Source organism: Haemophilus parainfluenzae (assembly GCF_900638025.1).
Lineage (GTDB): Bacteria > Pseudomonadota > Gammaproteobacteria > Enterobacterales > Pasteurellaceae > Haemophilus_D > Haemophilus_D parainfluenzae_J.
In genome coordinates this window covers 1,957,205-1,982,490 of sequence record NZ_LR134481.1, presented here as the reverse complement: position 1 = coordinate 1,982,490, position 25,286 = coordinate 1,957,205, and the positions used below count along the sequence as shown (strand labels likewise).

General features: G+C 38.1%; 23 protein-coding genes and 1 riboswitch. Of the genes, 16 read left to right on the top strand and 7 right to left on the bottom strand.

Annotated elements, in window-relative coordinates; translation table 11 throughout:
- Nucleotides 1-25 precede the first annotated feature (25 nt).
- From citF to EL215_RS09820, 4 genes are all read right to left on the bottom strand, one after another.
- Entirely contained in the window at nt 26-1,528 is a 1,503-nt protein-coding gene (citF, locus tag EL215_RS09835) for a citrate lyase subunit alpha (protein WP_049355410.1), read from the bottom strand.
- A 12-nt stretch (nt 1,529-1,540) separates the two neighbouring features.
- A complete protein-coding gene (citE, locus tag EL215_RS09830) occupies nt 1,541-2,416 on the bottom strand; it encodes a citrate (pro-3S)-lyase subunit beta (RefSeq protein ID WP_164757084.1) in 876 nt (291 codons plus the stop codon).
- Complete coding sequence (gene citD, locus EL215_RS09825; RefSeq protein ID WP_126471848.1) at nt 2,413-2,700, bottom strand: citrate lyase acyl carrier protein; 288 nt, start codon at nt 2,698-2,700, stop codon at nt 2,413-2,415. The genes citE and citD overlap by 4 nt, the downstream gene beginning before the upstream one ends.
- 205 nt (nt 2,701-2,905) lie before the next feature.
- On the bottom strand, nt 2,906-3,169 hold the full coding sequence (locus tag EL215_RS09820) for a GrxA family glutaredoxin (RefSeq protein WP_005695639.1): 264 nt from the start codon (nt 3,167-3,169) through the stop codon (nt 2,906-2,908).
- Nucleotides 3,170-3,299: 130 nt separating this feature from the next.
- Here EL215_RS09820 and EL215_RS09815 point away from each other — a divergent pair, with 130 nt between their 5' ends.
- Nucleotides 3,300-4,199, top strand: a complete 900-nt coding sequence (locus EL215_RS09815) for an ATP-grasp domain-containing protein (RefSeq protein ID WP_126471846.1) — start codon at nt 3,300-3,302, stop codon at nt 4,197-4,199.
- Nucleotides 4,200-4,236: 37 nt separating this feature from the next.
- Here the strand turns inward: EL215_RS09815 and EL215_RS09810 are convergent, their stop codons facing one another.
- Together EL215_RS09810 and fumC are read right to left on the bottom strand one after the other, a co-directional pair.
- Complete coding sequence (locus EL215_RS09810; protein ID WP_054418949.1) at nt 4,237-4,839, bottom strand: chalcone isomerase family protein; 603 nt, start codon at nt 4,837-4,839, stop codon at nt 4,237-4,239.
- Nucleotides 4,840-4,951: 112 nt separating this feature from the next.
- Nucleotides 4,952-6,346, bottom strand: coding sequence for a class II fumarate hydratase (fumC, locus tag EL215_RS09805; protein ID WP_126471844.1), 1,395 nt, complete (start codon nt 6,344-6,346; stop codon nt 4,952-4,954).
- Between the two features lie 237 nt (nt 6,347-6,583).
- Here fumC and EL215_RS09800 point away from each other — a divergent pair, with 237 nt between their 5' ends.
- The 9 genes from EL215_RS09800 to EL215_RS09760 all read left to right on the top strand — a co-directional run bounded on the left by EL215_RS09800 (nt 6,584) and on the right by EL215_RS09760 (nt 16,956).
- Entirely contained in the window at nt 6,584-7,015 is a 432-nt protein-coding gene (locus EL215_RS09800; RefSeq protein WP_126471842.1) for a DNA polymerase III subunit chi, read from the top strand.
- Nucleotides 7,016-7,046: 31 nt separating this feature from the next.
- Nucleotides 7,047-7,628 (top strand): hypothetical protein, encoded by a 582-nt coding sequence (locus EL215_RS09795; protein ID WP_049355403.1) that lies wholly within the window; start codon nt 7,047-7,049, stop codon nt 7,626-7,628.
- Nucleotides 7,629-7,704: 76 nt separating this feature from the next.
- Nucleotides 7,705-8,013: a N(4)-acetylcytidine aminohydrolase gene (gene yqfB, locus EL215_RS09790; protein WP_049355402.1), complete on the top strand. Its 309-nt coding sequence runs from the start codon at nt 7,705-7,707 to the stop codon at nt 8,011-8,013.
- A gap of 28 nt (nt 8,014-8,041) precedes the next feature.
- Entirely contained in the window at nt 8,042-8,506 is a 465-nt protein-coding gene (locus tag EL215_RS09785; RefSeq protein WP_126471840.1) for a hypothetical protein, read from the top strand.
- A 56-nt stretch (nt 8,507-8,562) separates the two neighbouring features.
- Nucleotides 8,563-11,427: a valine--tRNA ligase gene (gene valS / locus EL215_RS09780; protein WP_126471838.1), complete on the top strand. Its 2,865-nt coding sequence runs from the start codon at nt 8,563-8,565 to the stop codon at nt 11,425-11,427.
- Between the two features lie 59 nt (nt 11,428-11,486).
- Nucleotides 11,487-12,785, top strand: coding sequence for a DNA (cytosine-5-)-methyltransferase (gene dcm / locus EL215_RS09775; protein ID WP_080948089.1), 1,299 nt, complete (start codon nt 11,487-11,489; stop codon nt 12,783-12,785).
- Nucleotide 12,786: 1 nt separating this feature from the next.
- On the top strand, nt 12,787-14,661 hold the full coding sequence (locus tag EL215_RS09770) for an McrB family protein (protein ID WP_126471836.1): 1,875 nt from the start codon (nt 12,787-12,789) through the stop codon (nt 14,659-14,661).
- Between the two features lie 5 nt (nt 14,662-14,666).
- Nucleotides 14,667-15,440: a DUF2357 domain-containing protein gene (locus EL215_RS10435; RefSeq protein WP_126471834.1), complete on the top strand. Its 774-nt coding sequence runs from the start codon at nt 14,667-14,669 to the stop codon at nt 15,438-15,440.
- Nucleotides 15,418-16,956, top strand: a complete 1,539-nt coding sequence (locus EL215_RS09760; protein WP_331852641.1) for a DUF2357 domain-containing protein — start codon at nt 15,418-15,420, stop codon at nt 16,954-16,956. Before EL215_RS10435 ends, EL215_RS09760 begins: the two co-directional genes overlap by 23 nt.
- A gap of 145 nt (nt 16,957-17,101) precedes the next feature.
- Here the strand turns inward: EL215_RS09760 and EL215_RS09755 are convergent, their stop codons facing one another.
- Entirely contained in the window at nt 17,102-20,179 is a 3,078-nt protein-coding gene (locus EL215_RS09755; protein ID WP_126471830.1) for a D-2-hydroxyglutarate dehydrogenase YdiJ, read from the bottom strand.
- A gap of 402 nt (nt 20,180-20,581) precedes the next feature.
- Between EL215_RS09755 and ompA the strand changes: the two genes are divergently transcribed.
- From ompA to thiB, 6 genes are all read left to right on the top strand, one after another.
- Entirely contained in the window at nt 20,582-21,673 is a 1,092-nt protein-coding gene (gene ompA, locus EL215_RS09750) for a porin OmpA (protein ID WP_126471828.1), read from the top strand.
- 102 nt (nt 21,674-21,775) lie between these two features.
- Entirely contained in the window at nt 21,776-22,357 is a 582-nt protein-coding gene (locus tag EL215_RS09745; RefSeq protein ID WP_126471825.1) for a LemA family protein, read from the top strand.
- An 8-nt stretch (nt 22,358-22,365) separates the two neighbouring features.
- Nucleotides 22,366-22,815 carry a TPM domain-containing protein gene (locus EL215_RS09740; protein ID WP_126471823.1) on the top strand — a complete coding sequence of 150 codons (450 nt, stop codon included), beginning with the start codon at nt 22,366-22,368 and terminating at the stop codon, nt 22,813-22,815.
- On the top strand, nt 22,808-23,608 hold the full coding sequence (locus tag EL215_RS09735) for a TPM domain-containing protein (RefSeq protein WP_126471821.1): 801 nt from the start codon (nt 22,808-22,810) through the stop codon (nt 23,606-23,608). Before EL215_RS09740 ends, EL215_RS09735 begins: the two co-directional genes overlap by 8 nt.
- 75 nt (nt 23,609-23,683) lie before the next feature.
- Nucleotides 23,684-24,010, top strand: a complete 327-nt coding sequence (gene grxD / locus EL215_RS09730; RefSeq protein WP_126471819.1) for a Grx4 family monothiol glutaredoxin — start codon at nt 23,684-23,686, stop codon at nt 24,008-24,010.
- A gap of 145 nt (nt 24,011-24,155) precedes the next feature.
- Nucleotides 24,156-24,248, top strand: a riboswitch (TPP riboswitch).
- Nucleotides 24,249-24,284: 36 nt separating this feature from the next.
- Nucleotides 24,285-25,283, top strand: a complete 999-nt coding sequence (gene thiB / locus EL215_RS09725) for a thiamine ABC transporter substrate binding subunit (RefSeq protein ID WP_126471817.1) — start codon at nt 24,285-24,287, stop codon at nt 25,281-25,283.
- Nucleotides 25,284-25,286: the final 3 nt, after the last annotated feature.

The following is a 25,286-nucleotide window of genomic DNA, read 5'->3' as shown; positions in this document are numbered from 1 at the left end:
GTTAAGGAGGCGATTTTTTGTAGCATTATTCTTTGACTTGATACACCGTATCAATCACCGTTCCATCACGGTAACGAACAACGGCGACCGGTTTATCGGTAAACTCAATTTCTTTTGGTTTGCCGGTTAAACTGTAAGCGCGTTCGCAAAGTTGTTCGATGGTAAATAATGGGATACCTGCATCAGATAAGGCATTGATTAAATCCGGACGTTTCGGATTGACGGCAACACCGTGATCGGTTACTAAAATGTCGATGTTCTCTCCCGGCGTGACGCAGGTAATCACATTTTCCACTACCGTTGGGATACGACCACGAACTAATGGCGCCACGATAATGGCCACTTGTGCAGAAGACGCTGTATCGCAGTGACCGCCGGATGCACCGCGAATTACGCCATCAGAGCCGGTTAATACGTTCACGTTAAATTTGGTGTCGATTTCCAATGCGGAAAGGATCACTATGTCTAAACGCTCAACGGAAGCGCCTTTGGAACTATAGTTCGCATATTGGTTGGCAGATACTTCAATGTGATTTGGGTTACGAGCAAGAGATTCGGCAGCAATCGCATCAAAACTTTGTACGTCTAATAATTTTTTGATTAAGCCTTTTTCGTGTAAATCTACCATGCTGGCAGTGATACCACCGAGAGCAAAGTCAGCTTTAATGCCGTCACGTACCATTTTTTCTTCCAAGAATCGGGTTACCGCCAAGGAAGCGCCGCCAGTACCAGTTTGTAAGGAAAAGCCGTCTTTAAAATAACCACTGGCGAAAATCACTTCGGCACATTTGCGGGCAATTAACAATTCGCGTGGGTTGGTGGTCATGCGGGTAGCGCCGCCACCGATTTTTTTCGGATCACCGACAGCATCCACTTGCACAATGAGATCCACTTGATCTTGGCCGATACTGATCGGGTGGTGCGGATAATCGGCGAATTCCTCGGTAAGCAACACGACTTTGTCGGCGAATTCCGCATCTACGCGGGCATAACCTAAAGAGCCACACTTGCTTTTGCCGCTAAAGCCATTAGCGTTACCGAATTTGTCACAACAAGGTACCCCTAAAAAGGCAACATCTATTTTTAATTCGCCAGATTTAACCAAATGCACGCGGCCGCCGTGGGAGTGAATGTTTACCGGTTCGTCCAATAAACCACGGGAAATTTGTTCGGCAAGCTCACCGCGTAAACCGGAAGAATAGATTTTGGTTACGACACCGTTTTTGATGTGATTGATAATCGGGTGGTGGCTGTCGATTAAAGACGAAGAGGCGAGGGTCAGATTCTTAAAGCCCATTTCGGCAATTTTATCCATCACCATATTAACGATAAAATCACCGGCGCGGAAGGCGTGGTGGAAAGATACGGTCATGCCGTCTTTTAAGCCGGAGCGTTTAATCGCGTCTTCCAAAGAGGCACAAAGTTTGCGGTCTTTCGCCGTACGGGCAAGGGATTCGGCTTTTGGAACTGCTTGATACACCGGACGATTAGCATTGAATTTGGCAATGCGTTGTTCTCTTGTTGTCATCTTTTTTCTCCCTTACTCTTCACGAATACCTGATTTCGCACGTTCTAACACGAGTTTTGCACGATCAATAATCGGCGCATCAATCATTTTACCGTTTAAGGAAACGACGCCGGAACCTTGTTTTTCCGCTTCTTTGGCTGCTTCAATAATACGTTTGGACTGATCCACATCTTTTTGTGTCGGTGCAAATAAGTTGTGCAGGAGTTCGATTTGACGCGGGTTGATTAAGGATTTGCCATCAAAGCCTAACTGTTTAATTAATGCCGCTTCTTTTAAGAAACCTTCTTCATTGTTGGCATTGGAATACACCGTATCAAAGGCTTGAATACCGGCGGCACGCGCTGCTTGTAAAATCGAACAGCGGGCAAATAGTAATTCGATGCCTTCCGGCGAACGTTCGGTTTTAAGATTGCGCACATAGTCTTCCGCACCAAGAGCAATGCCGATTAAACGCTTGGAGGCGGTGGCGATTTGGTTTGCTTGAGTGATACCCAATGGCGATTCGATGGCCGCTAACATTTTGGTCGAACCTACTTCGCGACCACAGGTTTTCTCAATGTCGGTAATTGCGTTATCCATATCAACTACATCTTGTGCAGTTTCGGTTTTCGGCATCCGCACCACATCAACACCTGCACGCACTACAGCATTTAAATCCAATAACCCGAATTCGGAATCCAACGGATTAACCCGCACCACAGTTTCGATTTCTTGATAAAGCGGGTGTTGAAGCGCATGTGCGACTAATAAGCGGGCAGAGTCTTTTTCTTTGAGGGCGACCGCGTCTTCCAAGTCAAACATAATGGAATCCGGTTTATAAATAAAACTGTTGCTCAACATGGCGGCGTTTGAGCCCGGTACAAACAGCATACTTCTTCTTAATTTCATAGTATTGCCTCCCAGTTAACGGTTTCATCGCTTGCACGTAATGCGGCGGCTTTTATGCGCGCCTGTAATACGCAGTCTAATGCGCCTTTGTCTTCTATGATAATTAGCGCTTCTGTGATATTGAGTTGAGCGAGTGTATTTTTGACCGTTTGTTCAATGGCTTCACTGAATTGCTTTCCGACAGAACTATTGATTTCAATAGATAACGTGTGAGCAGGTTCAATACGAATTAAAGCATCGCTAGACTCAAGTGTTCCGGCGACAGCGGCTTTGGTTATCTTCATAATGATTTCCCTTTAGTAATAAAAAATAAGTAAAATAAGGTACATTCTAAAGGGTTTTTTATTCAATGGCTAATTATAAAGAGTGATATTAAATGGGTTTTGTGATGCAGATCAAAAATAAGATAAAAAGAAAAAGTACGGCTTGTGTAAAAAACATCAAAAGACGTTTTTTACACAAGCCGTATTTTAATATGAATAGAATAAATTAAGCCACAACGTTAAATTGTTCTTTCATTAATGCTTCGAAATCCGTGCAACCGCCGATTGGTTTTTCATCAATAAAGATTTGTGGCACAGTTTCCACTTCTTTACCGACAGATTTTGATAAATCTGCTTTAGAAATGCCTTCTGCGATAATATCGACATAACGATAATCGAAATCCGCTACTTCACCTTTTAATTTTTCAGCAAGGTTTTTTGCACGTACACAATAAGGGCAGCCTGGACGACCAAAAATAACTACGAACATAAAATTTTCCTTTTATTTAAACAAAACCTCCAATAATTTTACTCTATTTTCACAAAAGCAGAAATCATTTTTCAGGATTATTGTGATTGGTGTAATATATCAACTTCTCTTTTCCTAAGGGTATAACTGAATGAAATTATTGATGCTTTGCCGTGAGCCTCGCCTTTATAGCTGCCAGCGTTTAAAAGAAGCAGCAGAAAGTTGCGGGCATCAAATGGATATTTTGGATCCTAATCGTTGCACTTTAAAACTCGACAAAAATCAACCGCACTTTTCTTTGTATTATCAACAAAATGCAGAAAGTGAGCCTTATTTATTGCCTGATTATGATGCTGTGTTACCACGCTTTGGGACGACAAGCACCCAAATAGGCTGTGCGGTATTGCGACATTTCCAAGGAAAAGGCGTCTATTGCCTTAATAAAGAACAAGCATTTTTAGCCGCACGCGATAAATGGCGAAGTTTGCAGATGTTATTGGAACAAGGCATTGCAGTACCAAATTCTGTCTTATCGGGCTGTGAAGTTGAGCCGAAACAAGCCATTAAGCAAACAACCGCCTCAATAATTATTAAAACCTTAAAAGGATCACAGGGTATTGGCGTGATCTTGGCTGAACGTCCACAAAGTGCGGTCAGTATTTTAGAAACGTTAAAAGATGCGAATGTCCCTGTCTTGTTACAAGATTTTGTCGAAGAGGCAAAAGGGACAGATATTCGCTGTTTTGTGATCGGTGATAAAGTCGTCGCCACAATGCAGCGTATTGGACAAAATGGCGAGTTTCGTGCAAATTTTCATCGTGGTGGCACTGCAGAAAAAGTTAAACTCACTGAAGAGGAAAAATCCATCGCCATTCGTGCAACTAAAGCCTTAGGGCTTGCGGTAGCCGGTGTTGATTTGATTCGTTCAAAAAAAGGGTTATTGGTGCTTGAAGTGAATACTAGCCCTGGTTTAGAAATGATTGAGAAGACCAGTGGCATTGATATTGCCTTGCAGATGATCTTGTTTTTAGAACAGCAAGTGAAACAATAAAAGAAAAGGGCGAACTATATTATGTTCGCCCTTGTTATTATCCTTTTGCATCTTGTTTAAAATCGTAATTTGGTGGCAATTCCGGCATCGTATTTTCTTCATCAAAAGGCTCGCTTGCTGGTTGATGTTGAAATTCTTTGCTATCGTGAGCCGGTTTTTCTTTACCTAATAATTGCGGTTGTAATTTGATAAAACTACTTTTATCTGAAAGCCACACATCAATAAACGCTTGTGTAAATTTTTGATCGAATTCGTGATCTAACACGGTGTCATTTAACACAAAATAGCCTTTATCTGCTAAGGCAACAAAATTTAAGATGTCGTTTGGTGAAAAATCAGGGAAGATTTCCTGCATTTTTTTGAGCCATGCTGTGGTGTCATCTTTACTTAAATTTTGAGATTCCATTTCTTTGGTTAACGCAATGGCGAAATTTTTCCCTTCAACTGGTTTTTCATATTTAATCGAAAACATTAACGGACGTTCATTTTTTTCATAGGAACCCGTTTCAGAATATAAGCCGACAGTATAAACATGGAATGGCCCCCATGTGTATTCAGCATTGCCAACCGGTTGCCATTGGGCAAAAAGTGCGGTGGAAAATAAGGCTGAAATGGCAGCAATAATAAATTTCAGTTTCATAGTTTTTTTCATGTCAAAAATATTGCCGTGATTATAACAAAAAAGCTCTTTAAAAAAACACAAATAAAAAGGCAGGATAGACCTGCCTTTGACACCAAATTATGGGGTGAGTTTATTTTAAGCTACCCACCATATCTTCTGGACGAACCCATTTATCGAAATCTTCGGCTGAAACTAAGCCTAAGTTAATCGCTTCTTCACGTAGAGTTGTACCATTTTTGTGTGCAGTTTTCGCAATTTTCGCGGCATTTTCGTAACCAATGTGTGTATTAAGTGCGGTTACTAACATCAATGAATTTTCCAATTGTTGTTTAATGCGTGGATAGTTTGGTTGAATACCGGTTGCGCAGTGTTCATCAAATGATACGCAAGCATCACCCAATAATTGTGCAGATTGTAAGAAGTTCGCCACCATTACAGGGTTAAATACGTTTAATTGGAAGTGACCTTGTGAGCCAACGAATGCGATAGTGGTATCGTTACCGAATACCTGTGCACACACCATGGTTAATGCTTCACATTGTGTAGGGTTCACTTTACCCGGCATGATTGAAGAACCTGGTTCATTTTCAGGAATTAAGATTTCACCGATACCAGAACGCGGGCCTGATGCTAATAAACGAATGTCGTTTGCAATTTTGAATAAGCTCATCGCTAATTGTCTAATTGCACCGTGAGTTTCAACGATTGCATCGTGTGCTGCTAGTGCTTCAAATTTGTTTTCCGCAGTCACGAATGGTAAGCCAGTGAATTGCGCGATGTAATCCGCTACTTTCACATCATAGCCTTTTGGTGTATTTAAACCTGTACCCACTGCAGTACCACCAAGTGCTAATTGGCTTAAGTGTGGAAGAGTGTTTCTTAGTGCGCGTAAACCGAAATCTAATTGTGCTGCATAAGCAGAGAATTCTTGACCTAATGTTAATGGGGTTGCATCCATTAAGTGAGTACGACCAATTTTTACCACATCTTTAAATTCTGCAGATTTTTTAGCGAACGTTTTTTGTAAACGTTCTACGCAAGGAATCGTGTGTTCAACCACTTTTTTGTATGCCGCAATATGCATTGCAGTTGGGAAGGTATCGTTTGAAGATTGTGATTTGTTTACATCATCATTTGGGTGAACGAAAGATTTTTCGCCTAATTTACCACCATGTAAAACGTGAGCACGGTTTGCCACCACTTCGTTCACGTTCATGTTTGATTGTGTACCTGAACCGGTTTGCCAAATGACCAATGGGAATTGATCATCCAATTTCCCTGTAAGGATTTCATCACAGGCGGTTGCGATCAAATCACGTTTTTCTGCAGCTAATACACCTAAATCACAGTTTGCGAAAGCAGCGGCTTTTTTCAAATAACCGAACGCTTCAATAATTTCATGCGGCATAGAAGCTGCCGGACCAATTTTGAAGTTGTTGCGAGAACGTTCGGTTTGTGCTGCCCAGTATTTATCTGCAGGAACTTGAACTTCGCCCATAGTGTCTTTTTCAATACGAAATGCCATGTGATACTCCTATCATCGAAATAAAAATAAATCTTGAAAATTCTAACACCTACGAGTTATGAATGGAATGTAACATAAAGGTTAAAAGTTACTTTTGTGATGTAGATCATAAAAGTGCGGTAAAAAATTTCCGTGTTTTTTCTATTTACTTTAATCATCTTGTAGATGATTTATTTTTTACTGCTTTTTTGGTAAAATCCGCCAGTTTACAAAACGATAAATGGAGAAGTCGCAATCATGGCAAAAAACGCACAATTTTATCTCTTAAATCCAGAAAAGAAGATAACAGTTGAGCAACTTGCCTGTGATCTTGCCGCTCAAGCGTGGCGTTTAGGCAAACGGGTGTTAATCGCGTGCGAAACAGAAGAGCAAGCATTTTTAATTGATGAAGCATTATGGCAACGGGATCCGAATGAGTTTGTTCCTCATAATCTTTCAGGCGAAGCAACACAATATTCTCCGCCAATTGAGATTAGTTGGAAAGGTAAACGCAATGCCCAACGTCGAGATTTGCTGATCAATTTACAAATGGAAGTGCCGGATTTTAGCCACAGCTTTACACAATTAATTGATTTTGTACCGGTAGAAGAAACGCAAAAAGCCCAAGCGCGTGAACGTTATAAAATCCTTCGCTCGCAAGGTTGGACGCTTTCTACTGAAAACACTTAATATTTTTAACTTTAAAACCTAGGAAATTAACATGAATTTAAACGCTAAAGTGGCTTTAAGCCTTATTCTTGGCGCAAGCACCTTATTATCAGCTTGTGACAATAAAGAAAACACATCAACTCAAGTTGAGAAAGCAGTAAGAGTACCTGCACCAACAGAAAAAGCAGAAAGTGCGGTTGAAAAATCAAAAGAATTAGTGGCTGAAACTAAATCAGCCGAAAAAGTCGCTGAGAAAACAGAAAGCGCAGAAGTTAAAGCTGAGACTAAACAAACAGATGTAAAATCTGACACAGTAAAAGCCGAAGTTAAAAAAGAAGCGAAAGTGGATGATGTGGCAGAAAAAGTATCTGAGAAAAAAGAGACTGTTATCGCTCAACAAGCAACAATCTCTCAGAAACCACGCGTAATTCCTGCTGAAAAAGCATCGAAAGAAAGTGCTAAGCATAAACAGAAAAAAGCGGTATTGAATGTGTTAGAAAAACAATATAAACAAGTTCGTTGTTCTGCTGACGCAAAAAACTTAAGCGGTGATAGTTTCTGCCGTCAAGAAGAACGTCGTTTATTCTTAGAAATTCAACGCATTAAAGATGAATTAAGAGGGATTAAGGCATAATCTCATTCTTACCAATATGAGGGCGTGCTCAATTCGCCCTCAAAATTAAAAAATAGATTTTTTGTGACTGCACTTTATGAACGATATTACCTTTTATCAGCGGTTCGAAGCTGATATTCACGCCGGGCGTAAAACCATCACGATTCGAGATAAATCGGAAAGCCATTTTAAAGCAGGCGATATTCTACGTGTTGGTCGCTTTGAAGATAACCAATATTTCTGCACGATTGAAGTATTAAGTGTATCGCCAATTACTCTTGATGAACTGACGGAGCAGCATGCGAAGCAGGAGAATATGAGTTTGGTGGAATTGAAAGATGTGATTAAAACGATTTATCCAAATCAAAGTGAGTTTTGGGTAATTGAATTTCAGTTAGTAGAGTAATAAAAGATTATAAATTAAGATGGATAATATGTTTTACCCTAATCTTATGTTAACCATGATATCTCTTTTGAGTTTTGTTGGGATTTTGGGTGTTTTCATATTTTTTGAAAAGAGAAACTATAGGGCTGTTTGGCCTGCATTTGTTGTAATATTTTTATCTATATTGATACAAATGCTTACTTTTATTGAACCTGTATCACGATTGGATACTTCTAAAAATAATATAGGGACACTAGGAAGTATAGAATATTGTTATATTACACTTTCCCTTTTGGCATCTATGTTTATTGTGTATTTATTGTCTATTTTTCATGGTTTATCTGATAATGAGAAAGCTATTTCTTTTTCTTTAGGGGCATTTCAGATTGCAATATTTATGTCTCTAGTCTCGTTAAATAGCATATCAGTGCACTTGAAAATATTATTGAATATCTACTATCTTTGTATTCCTGCGTTGGCCATCTACAAGCTAACAACTAAAGAACATAGTTAATATTATATTTAAGGTAAATATAGTGTTAATTTCCCCTTACATTAAAGAGAGCAACAATGACACAAAAATTCGAAATGGCAGACCGTTTTAATCCGTCTGCGGTAGAACAAGCCCTTTATCAACATTGGGAAGAACGCGGTTATTTTAAACCGTCTGAAAATGAAAACGCGCCAAGCTATTGCATTGCAATTCCGCCACCAAATGTAACGGGTTCCCTACACATGGGGCATGCTTTCCAACAAACCTTAATGGATACTTTAATCCGTTTTAACCGTATGGAAGGTCATAATACCTTATGGCAAGCGGGGACAGACCACGCGGGTATTGCGACCCAAATGGTGGTAGAGCGTAAAATTGCCGCAGAAGAAGGCAAAACTCGTCATGATTATGGTCGCGAAGCTTTCATCAATAAAATTTGGGATTGGAAAGCCTATTCTGGTGGCACAATCAGCCAACAAATGCGCCGTTTAGGTAACTCAATCGACTGGGAACGTGAGCGTTTTACCATGGATGACGGTTTATCTAACGCGGTAAAAGAAGTGTTTGTTCGCTTGCATGAAGAAGGTTTAATTTACCGTGGCAAACGCTTAGTAAACTGGGATCCAAAACTTCACACCGCGATTTCTGATTTAGAGGTGGAAAACAAAGAGAGTAAAGGTTCTCTTTGGCATTTCCGTTACCCGTTAGCTAACGGTGCAAAAACGGCAGATGGTAAGGATTATTTAGTGGTGGCAACCACGCGTCCAGAAACCATGTTGGGCGATACAGCGGTTGCGGTGCATCCTGAAGATGAACGTTACCAATCTTTAATCGGTAAAACCGTGGTTCTTCCGTTGGCAAATCGTGAAATTCCGATTATTGCCGATGAATACGTTGATCGTGAATTCGGTACAGGTGTGGTGAAAATCACCTCTGCGCATGACTTCAACGACTATGAAGTCGGTAAACGTCACAGCTTGCCGATGGTTAACGTGTTAACTTTAAATGCGGATATTCGTGATGAAGCGGAAATTATCGGTACTGACGGCAAACCACTTGCTGGCTATGAAGCGACGATTCCTGCGGATTACCGTGGCTTAGAGCGTTTTGCAGCGCGTAAGAAAATCGTAGCAGATTTTGAAGCGCTGGGTTTATTAGATGAAATTAAACCACACGATTTGAAAGTGCCTTATGGCGACCGTGGTGGTGTGCCAATCGAGCCGATGTTAACCGACCAATGGTATGTGAGCGTGAAGCCGCTTGCTGATGTGGCGATTAAAGCGGTAGAAGATGGTGAAATCCAATTCGTGCCGAAACAATATGAAAACCTTTACTTCTCTTGGATGCGTGATATTCAAGATTGGTGTATTTCTCGCCAACTTTGGTGGGGACACCGTATTCCTGCGTGGTATGACGCGGAAGGTAACGTTTATGTTGCGCGTAACGAAGCAGAAGTGCGGTCAAAATACAACTTAGATTCTGCGGTTGAACTTAAACAAGATGAAGATGTGTTAGATACGTGGTTCTCATCAGGCTTATGGACGTTCTCAACTTTAGGTTGGCCAGAGCAAACCAAAGAGCTCAAAATGTTCCACCCAACGGATGTGTTAATCACCGGTTTTGACATCATCTTCTTCTGGGTTGCTCGTATGATTATGTTTACGATGCACTTTGTGAAAGATGAAAATGGCAAACCACAAGTACCATTCAAAACGGTGTATGTAACAGGCTTAATTCGTGATGAGCAAGGCCAAAAAATGTCGAAATCGAAAGGTAACGTACTTGACCCAATCGATATGATTGACGGTATCAGCCTTGAAGATTTACTTGAAAAACGTACCGGCAACATGATGCAACCGCAATTGGCAGAGAAAATTGCTAAAGCGACTCGCAAAGAATTCGCAGAGGGCATTGCCGCTCACGGTACAGACGCATTACGTTTCACATTAGCGGCATTGGCTTCAAACGGTCGTGATATCAACTGGGATATGAAACGTTTAGAAGGCTACCGTAACTTCTGTAATAAATTGTGGAATGCAAGCCGTTTCGTATTAACGAATGAAAAATTAGACTTAAGCGAAGGTGAGATCGAGTTCTCATTAGCCGATCGTTGGATTCAATCGGAATTCAATCGCACAGTGGAAACTTTCCGTAATTCATTAAGCCAATATCGTTTCGATCTTTGTGCAAATGCAATTTATGAATTCACTTGGAACCAATTCTGTGACTGGTATTTAGAATTGACTAAACCAGTATTTGCAAACGGCAATGCAGCACAAATCCGTGCGGCAAGCCAAACCTTGGTTCATGTGTTAGAAAAATTATTACGTTTAGCACATCCACTTATTCCATTTATTACCGAAGAAATTTGGCAAAAAGTGAAAGGGTTTGTGGACATTACGGCAGACAGCATTATGTTACAACCTTTCCCACAAGTGGAAGAAAACGGTTTTGATCCAGAAGCAGAAGCTGAAATTGAATGGTTAAAAGAAGTGATCGTTGCGGTGCGTAATATTCGTGCAGAAAGCAACATCGCACCAAGTAAAGGCTTAGATCTGTTATTCCGTAATTTAAGCGCAGAAAACGCAAAAATTCTTGAAAAACAGACCGCTCTTTTAAAAGCCATGGCGAAATTAGATAACGTTCAAGTGTTAGCCGCAAACGAAACAGCACCACTTGCGGTAGCAAAACTCGTCGGCAATGCGGAATTACTCGTGCCAATGGCTGGCTTTATCAATAAAGAAGCAGAGCTTGCCCGTTTAACCAAAGAGATTGAAAAATATCAAAACGAAGTTAAACGCATCGAAAATAAACTCAGCAACGAAGCTTTCGTGGCTAAAGCACCAGAAGCGGTGATTGCAAAAGAACGCGAAAAACAAGCGGAATACCAATCTGGATTAGAAAAAATCCAAGAGCAGTATAAAGCGATTGAATCCTTATAAGGCGGTAATAAAATGTAGGGGCGTATTGAATACGCCCCTGATTATATAAAATGTAAATTATGAAATCAGATAATAAATATTCCAAAATAGTAGAATTATTACACCCCTTAGCTATACAGCATAGCCCTGAAGGAACTATGCCAAATTCTGTTATTGAACAATGGCTACATGCTCTTGCGACAGATAGTGATTTATTCGCTAAAAGAGAGATTAAAAACGCTAAAGAATTGAAAAAAGAAGTAATAAATATCCTAAAGTCTAATAAGTTATATGAGAAAGAGAGTGATTTTTTTGAACTTATTTATTCTGATTTAAAATTAAAGCCAACTCAAAAGGCTAGATTTAGATTTATTGACCTTTTTGCAGGTATTGGAGGGATTAGATTAGGTGCTCAAGTAAATAATGGTGTATGTGTATTTTCATCAGAGTTTGATAGTTTTGCTCAAAAAACATATTGTTTAAATCATGCCGAAACGCCTTTTGGCGATATTACAAAAATTAGTGAAAACGATATTCCAGAACATGATGTTTTATTAGCTGGGTTTCCTTGCCAGCCATTTAGTTATGCAGGAAAAACGCAAGGATTTGAAGATAAAACTCGTGGAACATTATTTTTTGATGTTTTAAGAATTTTAGAAGCTAAAAAGCCTAAGGTAGCATTATTAGAAAATGTAAAAGGTTTTAAATCTCATGATAAAGGAAACACAATGCATATCGCATTGAGTGCATTAAATGAAGCTGGGTATAATACTTACTGGACTATTTTGAATAGCTATCATTTTGGTGTGCCACAATTTAGAGAGCGCTGGTATTGTGTAGCTATTCGCAGTGATATTGATAATGGAAAATTCAGATTTCCTATTGGTAATGCACCTAAAACAACATTAAGAGATATTGTAGATCTTGATTTAGAAGATCCAGCTTTAACATTACCTAAATTTGAATTAGATAGAATTGCATATCATTTTGAAAATTATCATTTAACTGAACGAGTTCAACATGATAATTCTATGTATGCACCAAATACTAAAAAAGGAAAATATGGTGTATTTTCTTTTTTAAAAGCTGATGGTTCATTAAGATTTCATGTAGGTGATTTTGCTAAAACACAAATTCAAGAAGCTTTTTATGCTTGTTTAGATACTTATGCACCAACAATTATTGCGAATCGTGTTCCTAAATTATGGGATATTAAGCGTAAATTATCTATTAAAGAAGCAGCGAGATTACAGGGGTTTCCTGATGAATTTCAATTTAATGTATCAAATGCACAAGCATTTAAACAGCTAGGGAATTCTGTTACGGTTACAGTTATTGATGAAATTGTAAAAGAAATTTTAAATGTGTTAGGAGAATAAAATGTCTTATATCTCAAAAGAAACGCTATTTAATTCAAGAGAGTATTTAAACCAGCGGACTAAAAAAACAGATACGCTTATTGGTTTAATTGTTTTTTTATTTTGTGTTCAAGAGCGGAAAGAACAGGGGCGTTATCTTTTGTCAGATATGAGAGAATTTGCTCATGTTGTAGATGAAGCATTTTATTTGTTGCCTTCAATTACGAAAAATACGGCAGAGCCGTTAGTTTGGTATGGCTTTATTTCTGAAAATTGGCTAAATGAAGTTAAATTAACTTTTTTAAACAATAATAAGATATCTGCAAAGCATGTTGTTAATGTTTTATTTTGGAGAAAATCATTTTCTCATACGAATGAAGCTGTTGAATGGTTTAAAAATAAAATTACACCAGTGATTTTTAATGAGTTATTTGAGCTTCAAGAAAATTCAGGTAATGATTTTGTTAATGATAAAGCTATTGATGTTTCGGACATAATTAAACACTATGATGGAAACAATCAAGATCTTACTTTGAAATCAGATGGTAAGTTTATTAAGAAAAAAGCCAGTGATTTAAGTGCTGCTCCATTTGGTCAAACACTTTATGCTGCTTCAGAAATAAAAAAAGTGATTTTAATCACACCTTTTGATTTCATTGAAAAATTTACATTTACAAGTTTTGTTCGCCAAGAAAAGCCAAAGAACCTTATTTCAAATAATTATAGTGATTCAAAACTTACTCAACTTCCCAAAACCTTCTTAATCCTAGCTGGCATTTCTGGTACGGGCAAGACTCGCTTTGTGCGAGAGCAAGCGAAATTAGCCAATGCCGATAATCAAGCCAAAGATAATTATTGCCTTGTGTCTGTTCGCCCTGATTGGCATGAGCCTTCCGATTTATTAGGTTATATTTCTCATCTAGGGAGTAAACCCAAATACATTACCACAGATGTGTTGCGTTTTATTGTGCAAGCTTGGAAACATATTGTAGAAAGTGGTTTTAATCTCGTAGCTGGTAAAGTAACGGCTGAGCAATTAACTAGGATTCAACCTTATTGGCTTTGTTTAGATGAAATGAACTTGGCGCCAGTGGAGCAATATTTTGCGGATTATCTTTCCATACTAGAAACTCGTCAATGGAATGGAGAAGTATATCAATGCGATCCTTTATTAAAATCAAGTGTGTTTGAAAATATTCAACCAACTGATTTGGGATTAGATGAAGGAGATATATTGTGGGAGCATTTTAAAGAAAATGGAATTTCAATTCCATTTAATCTTATTGTGGCAGGCACAGTAAATATGGATGAAACTACTCACGGATTCTCTCGGAAAGTTTTAGATCGTGCATTAAGCTTCGACTTTAATGAGTTTTATCCAAATGACTTTAATGCTTATTTCTCGCCTAACGCCCAAAATAAGACATTTACCTATCCTATTTATTCCGATGCGAGCTTATCTCTTAATTTTGCTTCATCTTTTGTTAAAGAAAGCAGTGAATTTCTATCAGAAGTAAATAGTGTTTTAAAGAATTCACCTTTTGAATTATCTTATCGTGCATTAAATGAATTACTACTTTCTGTGAAATGTATCAATCCAAAAAATGAGATTGAGTTACAATCTGTTTGGGATGATTTCTTAATGATGAAGGTATTGCCTCGTATAGAAGGTGACTCAGAAAAATTAGATTTTGATGGTGAAAAATCATTATTAACTAACTTAGAAGCGATAATGAAGGAACAGTTATCAGCTATTTGGGAAGGCAAAAAACGTATTGATTTATTCCGAGAAACAAATGAAGGAGATGTTATTAATATAGAATGTCGGAGTAAGGCGAAGATTCGTTGGATGCAAACTAAATTAGAGAAGTTTGGGTTTACACATTTCTGGAAATAAGGGAAATGGATTGTATTTTTAATCAACAAATAGATGAAGCATTTGAGCTTTCTATTTATGTTAAAGATAGTGAAAAGAATACTACGCGCTATCAACAAACCTTAAAAAAACGCAGGGCAGAAAGTGCTTCTATCCATTATCAAACTGAAAAATTTGAAATTTCAGGTGATTTGCAAAAATCTTATGAAATTCAACCGCTCTTTTTTGAAAATACTCAATACCATTTTGAAATTCTATTTCGTGATCCTGTTCATTATGCGGAATTGCGTCATAAACTCGTGCTAATTAATGATGCTTTTCGCTTTTCTCAAGTTGCTAATATGCTTGTTGGAGTAATTAATACAAGGAATGATATTGGGCAATTAAGTTTACCTATTTATTATGAAGATAAAGTAGGAAAAGCTTATTCCATCATGCTTTCTTTTATGGTGCTACCAACAAAGATTGATCTTCAGCAAGATATTGAACCTATTAATGAAGCTATTGATGACGCCTTTCCTCTTTGGCGATTTAATCTTACGGCCAAAACAGAGCAGGGCATTCGAAAAACAAATGAGAAAGGGTATTTCCCGCTATTTTGGCTTGCACATTTTCAGCAATTACAACAACAATTCAGTCAAGCTTTAAAAATTATTAAAAATTCACCACATAACCGTTTACAGATCTATTCTTTACATCAAAAAGCGGAACGTTTAAAAGGTAAGTTGTCTGCAAAGCAAACCCATCGAATTAAAAATGATTTAGCAAACGGGTTACATCATAAAAAAATACGCTGTTGAAAAGAAGAAATTAAGTGTTGATACGTCAGAGAATCGCTTTATTAAACAAATGATTATCGAAACAGATAACAAGCTTACTCAGATCAATCAAACATTAGCTAAATCAAGCAAAAATCAACTTTCCCAAGCATTTTTTGATACGCTGAATAATTGGCAAAAACCATTAAAACAATTCCAAGCTCTATCTTTTTTTAATGATATTGGGACTTTCAAAGGATTGGAAAAAATTTCTCTAGTACTGCAACAGAAACCAGGTTATTCCACGATTTTTCATGTTTGGCAAGAGTTACGTTTTTATTTAAAGGTCCTTTCGCATCAGAGCCTAATTTCACAAAAATCACTTTCGGAACTTTATGAAGTGTGGTGCTTTTTAGTTATTCGCCGATTGTTAATTGAAGAACTTGGTTTTGAAGAAGTCAGTTCTCAGAAAGCAAAATTAATGTTTTCTGATCAACTTGATTTGATGATGAAAGATGGAATGTATGGTGCATTTCATTTTGAGAGACCTGATGGTTTGAAAATTAAACTTGCACATGAGCCAATTTTTCATCAAAAAACAGAAATTAAGTCCTATTTGAATACGCAAAAGCCAGATATTTTATTAGAAGTACTTTTCCCAAATAAACAACGTTTTATTTGGTTATTTGATGCAAAATACCGTTTAAATTCCGATGATGGTGAAGATGATTTAGTACCAGATGAAGCAATAAATCAAATGCATCGTTATCGTGACGCATTAGTTTGGGCTAAACATGAAGGTAAAAGCCGTCCTGTGTTTGGAGCTTACGCCCTGTATCCAGGTTTTTTTGATCAAGTTAATATGAAGAATCCGTATCAAGCCGGAATTGATGAAGTCGGTATTGGCGCATTTGCATTGTTGCCTAGCCAACAAAATCAAGGTGCAATTTGGTTACGGGATTTTTTTAATGCGCAGTTAGGAAATTATTTACTTTCTTCACCACTTATTAAGGAAGAGCATTTATTTGTGCAAGAACAAAGCCGAATTCCTTATACAGGAATGAAGCAACAACTTTATACCGACTTAACGATGTTAGTTTCTCTTGGTCATGCACAAGAGGGCGAAAATGTACGTTCAATAGAATACTTTGAGCGTTTTAAAAATGGCACAGCAAAATACTACCATTTACCACAAGACACTTTTGAGATGAAATATAAAGGCTTGCAACACATTGTTAATGAAATCGCTTTTTTAGGATTAGCTGAGCAAGATGAACAAGGTAATAAAATAATTAACAAAGTATGGCAAGTGAAGAGGGTTTCAATTGTTAAGCGTAATACATTGACTGAAGAGCAGGCGGGATATATATCTGATTCTGAACGTCTAGATTATCTTTTTGAGATTGGTATGGCCTTGAATTTACCTAATTCAATTAGAAATATACCTCTAGAAGGATTTAGAAAATCGATGAAGCTGACAACACTGTCAAAAATTAATAATGAAACAGAATTTAACTTTATTGAACCGGTATATACTGAGTTTTACCTCAATCAATAAGGAACAGTGAAAGGGAAAATGCACCTTTATCTTATTTTGCTCATCTGCATCTCTAATTCTATTTTTAAAATGCAGTAAAAAAGCGGTCAGATTTAAAATCTGGCCGCTTTTTATTTTCTACGATGTTGTAGGTGGAAAATATATTCTAGTGATTCAATACTTCAAGCAATGCTTGAACTGGGTGTTTCAAGATGGCTTTTTCATATCGCTTCACTTGGCTACGGCAGGAATAGCCGGTTGCGAGACAATGATTAGGATCTTTACCTTGTAATTTTTTGCCCCATGATACGTCATAAATGTCTTTTGACATGGTTTGATTTTGAACCTCATGACCAAATACACCCGCCATGCCACAGCAGCCGACTTTTTCAACATTCAAGGTTTGTCCAAATTGCGCAAAAATATGCTGCCATTCTTTTGGGCTGTTTGGCATAAAGGTGGATTCTGTGCAATGAGGGAATAAATGCCACTCAAAAGTGCGGTCAGATTTCGCGATATTTTTCACCGCACTTTGTAATGTGTTACTGTCTAATTGATTGGTCAGCCATTCATGTGCCGTGAGTACATGGAAATCACCGCGAGAATTACCTAATGCTTCTTTATATTCATTACGATAAGAAAGCACAATAGCTGGATCTACGCCGACCAAAGGCACATTTAATTTAGCGACGCGATTTAAAAATTCCGCTTGTGTTTTCGCGGTTTTACTAAAGCGAGCTAAAAAACCTTTAATATGCATGGCTTTGCCATTGGGTTTAAAAGGCAGAAGGATTGGTGAGAATTCTAATTTTTGTGTGAGAGCGACGAAATCTCGCACCACTTTAGCATCGTAATAAGAGGTATAGGGATCTTGTACAATAAATAGCATATTCGCTTTTTCTGTGGCACTGAGACTTTCCAATTCTTCTAATTTTTTGCCTTGATAACTAATTTCCACTAATTGTTGTTGAAGGTTTGGCTCTGAAAGGAGAGGCAAATCAGTCATGCCAAGCATTTTTTCAACCAAGCTTTGTGTGATTTTCAGCTTGGTGAAGTAATTGAATAATGCCGGTTGTTTCGCCATATAAGGTGCAGCAACTTCTAAATTCGCCACAAGATGATCTTTGGCTGGGCGCAAATAACGACTGTGGTAGAAATGGAAAAATTTCGCACGGAAACTTGGTACGTCAATTTTAATCGGGCATTGGCTTGCACAGGCTTTACAAGCCAGACAAGTATCCATTGCCGCTTTCACTTCATGTGAGAAGTCATATTCACCACGCCATTTCTGTACGCTATTGCGGAAACGTTCCACAAGTGCGGTCAGTTTGACTTGTGTTTTATGAAAATCTAATTGATCAGGCGATACGTTTTCATTGGCCATTAATCGCAACCATTCACGTACCATAGCGGCTCGCCCTTTTGGCGAGAACACGCGATTTTTACTCACTTTCATGGAAGGACACATAATGCTGTGCTCATCAAAGTTAAAGCAAAGTCCATTGCCGTTACAGTTCATCGCGCCTTTGAATTCGTCTCGCATCTGAATCGGGATTTGGCGATCATTGTCAGCACGCATTGGCGAGAGAATGGAGTAGAGTTCCGCATCGCTATTAAGTGGCGTACAGATTTTACCTGGATTCAGACGATTGTTTGGGTCAAATAAAAATTTTATATAACGTAATTCTTGCCAAAGTTCAGGTGTAAAGAATTTCTCGCCATAATGAGAACGTACACCTTTACCGTGCTCCCCCCATAGCAAACCGCCGTATTTCACCGTGAGTTCAGCTACTTCATCTGAAATTAGTTTAAAGAGTTTTACTTGGTCTTTATCGCATAAGTCCAAAGCCGGGCGAACGTGCAATACGCCAGCATCAACATGGCCAAACATCCCATATTGCAGATTATGACTATCTAATAAGGCTCTAAATTCTGCAATGTAATCCGCAAGATGTTCTGGTGGCACACAGGTATCTTCCACAAAAGGAATCGGTTTGGCAGCACCTTTCGCATTACCTAATAGCCCCACCGCTTTTTTACGCATGGCGTAAATACGTTCAATAGAAGGCAAGTCAGAACAAAGTTGATAGCCGATAATATGATCTTTGCCTTGTGCAATTTTTTCATCTAATTGCTGACAAAGTGCGGTCACTTGGCTGTCTATTTTAGCTTGATTGTTGCCCGCATATTCAACAATGTTTAAACCAAGAATTGGATTTTGTTCTTCTTCTGTTAAAAGTTCTTTCACTGAATGCCAAATAATATCTTGCTTAGCAAGGTTCAGCACTTTGGAATCGACAGTTTCAACTGAAAGGGCATTGGCTTTCACCATAAAAGGCGCATTGCGAAGTGCTGCATCAAATGAGCTGTATTTCACATTAATTAAGGTACGATATTTCGGAATCGGCAATAAATTGAGTTTAGCTTCGCAGATAAACGCAAGTGAACCTTCTGATCCTGTTAAAATTCGGGTGAGATTAAATTCACTTTCATCGTTATTAAAGACATTCTTAAGATCGTAACCAGTGAGAAAGCGATTGAGTTGTGGTAAATCTTGAATGATTGAGGCGCGCTTTTCTTTACAACGTTGGAAAATCGTTTGATGTAGTGTTTTTCCATTTTCTGCTAGTGGATAGTTTTCTAAAACATCGTCGGATTTGACCGCACTTGTATCTAATATTTCACCATTCATCAAAACAGAACGTAATGCTAAAACGTGATCAGAGGTTTTACCGTATTGTAATGAACCTTGACCGGAAGCATCGGTATTAATCATACCACCGAGGGTTGCTCGATTACTGGTGGAGAGTTCTGGCGCAAAGAATAAACCGTGAGGTTTTAAAAATTGGTTTAGTTGGTCTTTTACTACACCTGCTTGAACGCGAACCCAACGTTCTTCTATATTAAGCTCCAAAATGCCTGTCATGTGGCGAGAGAGATCCACAATAATATTATTATTAATAGATTGCCCATTTGTGCCCGTGCCGCCACCCCGAGGTGTAAAGGTTAAGTGAAGGTATTTCTCTTTATTGGCTAATTTGGTGATGCGTACTATATCAGCAACAGATTTAGGGAACAAAATAGCCTGTGGAAGTCGTTGATAGACGCTGTTATCTGTCGCAAGACTTAAGCGGTCAGCATAATTTGAGGCAATATCACCTTCAAAATGCTGTTTTTGAAGTTCGTTAAGATAATCACTTACCACATTATTAAGTTGAGGTACATTAGAAAGACGGGGCAACATAAAATTACTCACCTACATATATAATAGAGAAGAAAGTAAATTTGATGATATATGAAGCTCAAAAAAAAGTCGATTTTAATAGCTGTTTTTTGTTAAAATTGGAAATGGGTTACGAATCATCCTGTTTTTTTGTGAATAGATGTTCATTTTATTAACTATCTGTTCATAAAATAACCAGAAAGGCAAAAAAAGTTTGATCTTTAATGTTTTTATAGGATAATAGACTTACTTTTGAACGTTCCTTTGGCTATGGCAAAGGAATTGAATTTGTCAAAAGGATAAGTTAGGGCAAATTCAAAACCCTAGTTAAGCAAATGTTTAGAGTGTTTCTTTTTCGTAAAGTTCACAATAAACAAGGAAACTTTTGTTATTAATAACGATGACTAAATAGAGGACATCAAAATGAAAAAAACTGCAATCGCATTAGTCGTTGCTGGTTTAGCAGCAGCCTCAGTAGCTCAAGCAGCTCCTCAAGAAAATACTTTCTATGTAGGTGCTAAAGCGGGTCAAGCATCTTTCCACGATGGTATCAAAGCTAATTCAGCTGGCAAAGCATTAAACTTTGGTCAAGGTTATCTTCGTAACACTTTAACTTACGGTGTATTCGGTGGTTACCAAATTTTAAATCATGATAACTTCGGTTTAGCAGCAGAAGTTGGTTACGATGATTTCGGTCGTGTTAAATTCCGTGATGCAGGTGAAACCTCATTCAAGCACACCAACCACGGTGCTCACTTAGGTTTAAAAGGTAGCTATAACGTTGGTGGTTTAGTATCAGCTTTAGACGGTTTAGATGTGTATGGTCGTGCAGCTGCAGCATTAGTTCGTTCTGACTATAAAGAATATGAAGCTAATGGTGCTAAATCTTTCAAAGAGCACAGCTTACGTGTTTCTCCGTTATTTGCTGCGGGTGTTGAATATGCATTACCTTCATTACCAGAGTTAGCATTACGTCTTGAATATCAATGGTTAGCTCGCGTAGGTAAATTACGTAACTATGAGGAAGGTGTTCAAGGTCAAGCAGCTGACTACAACCCATGGATCGGTTCTATCAACGCTGGCGTATCTTACCGTTTCGGTCAAGGTGCTGCACCAGTTGTTGCGCCTGAAGTGGTAAGCAAAACTTTCAGCTTAAACAATGATGTGACTTTCGCATTCGGTAAAGCTAACTTAAAACCTCAAGCACAAGCTGTATTAGAAGGTATCTACGGTGAAATCGCACAAGTTAAAAGTGCTAAAGTAGCTGTTGCAGGTTATACTGACCGTATCGGTTCTGAACAATTTAACTTGAAACTTTCTCAAAAACGTGCAGACTCTGTTGCTAACTACTTAGTAGCTCGTGGTCTTCCAGCACAAGACATCTCAGCAACTGGTTATGGTAAAGCTAACCCAGTTACAGGTGCAACTTGTGATGCGGTTAAAGGTCGTAAAGCACTTATCGCTTGTTTAGCACCAGACCGTCGTGTTGAAATCGCAGTTAACGGTACTAAATAATTTTATTTAGTTATCCATTAACGGATTAACATTAGAAGACCTAAACTTCGGTTTAGGTCTTTTCTTATATAAATTAAACCTATAAATTGAAGGAATTTTTGAATGAAAAAGTGGATTATCTTGATTATTATTGCGGTTGCTGCAGGGGTAGGCTTAATGTCAAGCTACAATGGTTTAGTTAAAGCAGAAACTGAAATTGATTCTGTTTGGGCAAATGTTGAATCATCTTATCAACGTCGTGCTGATTTAATTCCAAATTTAGTGAATACGGTAAAAGGTCAGGCTAATTTTGAACAACAAACATTAACCAATGTGATTGAAGCTCGTGCGAAAGCGACACAAACTAAAATTGACCCGTCTAATTTAACGGAAGAACAATTAAACGAATTCCAACAAAACCAAAATCAAGTGGGTTCAGCATTATCTCGTTTACTTGTTTCGGTAGAACAATACCCCCAATTAAAAGCTCATGAAGGCTTTATGAATTTACAATCTCAACTTGAAGGGACAGAAAACCGTATCAATGTCGCTCGTAATAAATTCAATGAAGCCGCGCGTATTTATAATGAAAAAGTACGTCAATTCCCAACAAAATTAGCAGCAATGATTTTTGGCTTTAAAGCAAAACCTTATTTTAAATCAGCTGCTGGCTCAGAAAATGCACCAACTGTAAACTTTAACTAAGGTTTATTATGCCATTCTTTTCCAGAATTCCGGTAGATAAAAAGCAAATCGAGGTGGCGATTAGTCGCCTCGAAAGCTTAAGTTCGGCTGAAGTACGTGTTTATATTGAACGCAAAGTACCCAAGGATTCAGCACAACTGTCTGCAATGGAACGAGCTTTAGAAGTGTTTGGTGAATTGGAAATGCATAAAACAGCGGCACAAAATGCTGTGTTGATTTATGTGGGATATAAAAATCATCTCTGTGCAATCGTAGGTGATAAAGGCATTCATCAATTTGTTGATATGGCTTATTGGCAGTTACAATGCGATTTAATGATTGAGCAGTTTAAACAAAAAGCTTATACACAGGGCATTGTCGATGCGATTGATCGTATCTGTGATATTTTATCTCGTCATTTCCCTGTTCAACCTGATGATGTGAATGAATTATCTAATGAGGTAATTATTAATGGCTAAGCTTTTATCTTTTATGAAAAGTGCGGTTATTTTTAGCCTTATTTTTTTTGCTCAAATGGTTGTTGCGGCAGAATTTCCGCCTGCACCAAATCCTTTCCATTATATAAACGATTACACCAGCACACTTTCATCAGAACATAAGCAAATTTTAGAAAATAAACTGATTGCTTATAGTAAAGAAACAAGTTCACAAATCGCGGTTGTTTTGGTTCCTACAACTGGTGAATATGAAATCGCTGATTATACCTTTACTTTAGGTGATAAATGGGGGATCGGACGTAAAAATCTAAACAATGGCGTGTTGATGCTGATTGCGAAAAATGATCGCAAAGTTTTTATCGCAACCGGGCAAGGTTTAGAAGGTGTATTGCCGGATGCTTTTTTATCGCAAGTCATCCGTTCGGCAATTTTGCCACAATTTAAACAAGGGCAATATGCACAAGGTATTAATGATGGCTTAAACCAAATTATTGCAGCAAGTAAAGGCGAGTTTGATGCGTCACAAGTTGAAGAAGATGCGTTTGATAAGTATATCCCATTCTTAATGGTATTGGCGTTTATTGCTATTGTATTATTTGGTGAATTCCAATATCACAAAGATGAAGTCTATATTAGCCCGAATCAACGTGATCAACTGAATAAAATTATTCGTCAAAGTACGATTTCTCGTCGACGTGGTGGCGGTTCCGGTTTCGGAGGCGGATTTGGTGGAGGCTTTGGTGGCGGTGGTTCTTCTGGTGGTGGTTTTGGTGGCGGTGGCTTTGGCGGCGGTGGAGCAGGTGGAAGTTGGTAAGACCAAGTCTTTCACTCAGGTTCTATCTTATGCTAGAATAGCGTTCTATTCAGACTTATTTGAACAAGGAACATTATGGAAACGTTAGACAAAATCAAAAAACAAATCGCTGAAAACCCAATTTTAATTTACATGAAAGGTTCACCAAAATTACCTTCTTGTGGTTTCTCAGCGCGTGCATCTGAAGTATTAATGAACTGCAAAGTACCTTTTGGCTATGTTGATATTCTTCAACACCCAGATATTCGTGCTGAATTACCGGCTTATGCAAACTGGCCAACTTTCCCACAATTATGGGTAGAAGGTGAGTTAATTGGTGGCTGTGATATTATTTTAGAAATGTATCAATCAGGCGAACTTCAAACTTTATTAAGCGAAGTAGCGGCTAAACATCAAGCTTAATTGACGATAGATGACCAAGATAAACCTGCTTTTTAGCAGGTTTTCTTTTGCTCAAAAAATGATAAACCCGATATAAAAGTGTGATCGGATTAACATTTTTAAATGAAATAACTTGTTGATAAAATTCCATTACGTTAGACTACATTACACTTAGTCGGGGTGCCAATACTAATGGCTGAGAAACACCCGTGAACCTGAAACAGATAATGCTGGCGTAGGAAACTAATCATCTCATTATGCTGTTTCGTTATGCAAAAAATAAGGAGAACGCATAATGAAGAAAACGCTTCCCATTTTAACCGCACTTTTTACCGCTTCCACTTTCGCACAAGCTGCGCCTCAAACATTAGATGTTTATACTTATGATTCATTTAGTGCGGATTGGAGTGCCGGACCAAAAGTTAAAGCGGCTTTTGAACAACAGTTTCCGCAATGTAAGCTGAATTATGTGGCTTTTGACAATAACGGTACTTTGTTTAACCGTGTACGTCTAGAAGGTAAAAAAATTAAAGCCGACGTGGTACTTGGTTTAGATAGCTATCAAATTGAAGAAGCACAAAAACTCAATATTTTTGAGCCAAATAAAGTGGATTTAAGCCAGTTACGTTTACCGATTAAATGGGAAAATAAAACTTTTTTACCATTTGATTATGCGCAATATGCGTTTATTTATGACAAAAATAAGCTGGCTAATCCTCCAAAAAGCTTAAAAGAATTAGTTGAGCGTCAAGATCTTAAAGTGTTATATCAAGATCCACGTACGAGCAGTATTGGACGTGGTTTATTACTTTGGATGAATGCAGTTTATCCAGCAGCAGATGTCGCAAATGCCTGGAAAACCCTTTCTAAACATACTGTCACGGTCACAAAAGGTTGGACCGAGTCTTATGGGGCCTTCTTAAAAGGTGAAGGTGATATGGTTTTAAGCGTCAATACTTCACCGATTTACCATATTCTTTCTGAACAAAAAGACAATTATATGGCAACGGAATTTGCAGAGGGTAGCGTCTTACAAGTTGAAGTCGCAGCAAAAGTTGCTAACCGCAATAATGCCTGTGCTGATGAATTTTTAGGATTCTTACTTTCTCCGCAAGCCCAAGCGGATATTGCTAAAAATAATGTCATGTTACCCGTGGTAGAGACTAATATCGAAAGTCATATTGATGCGCTTAATTCTCACTCAAAATCAATGCGTATTTTAGATACCGCAACGGTGACAAGTGGGCAGCTTAAAGGCTGGATTAATCAATGGCAAAAAGCGTTATCTAAGTAGTAT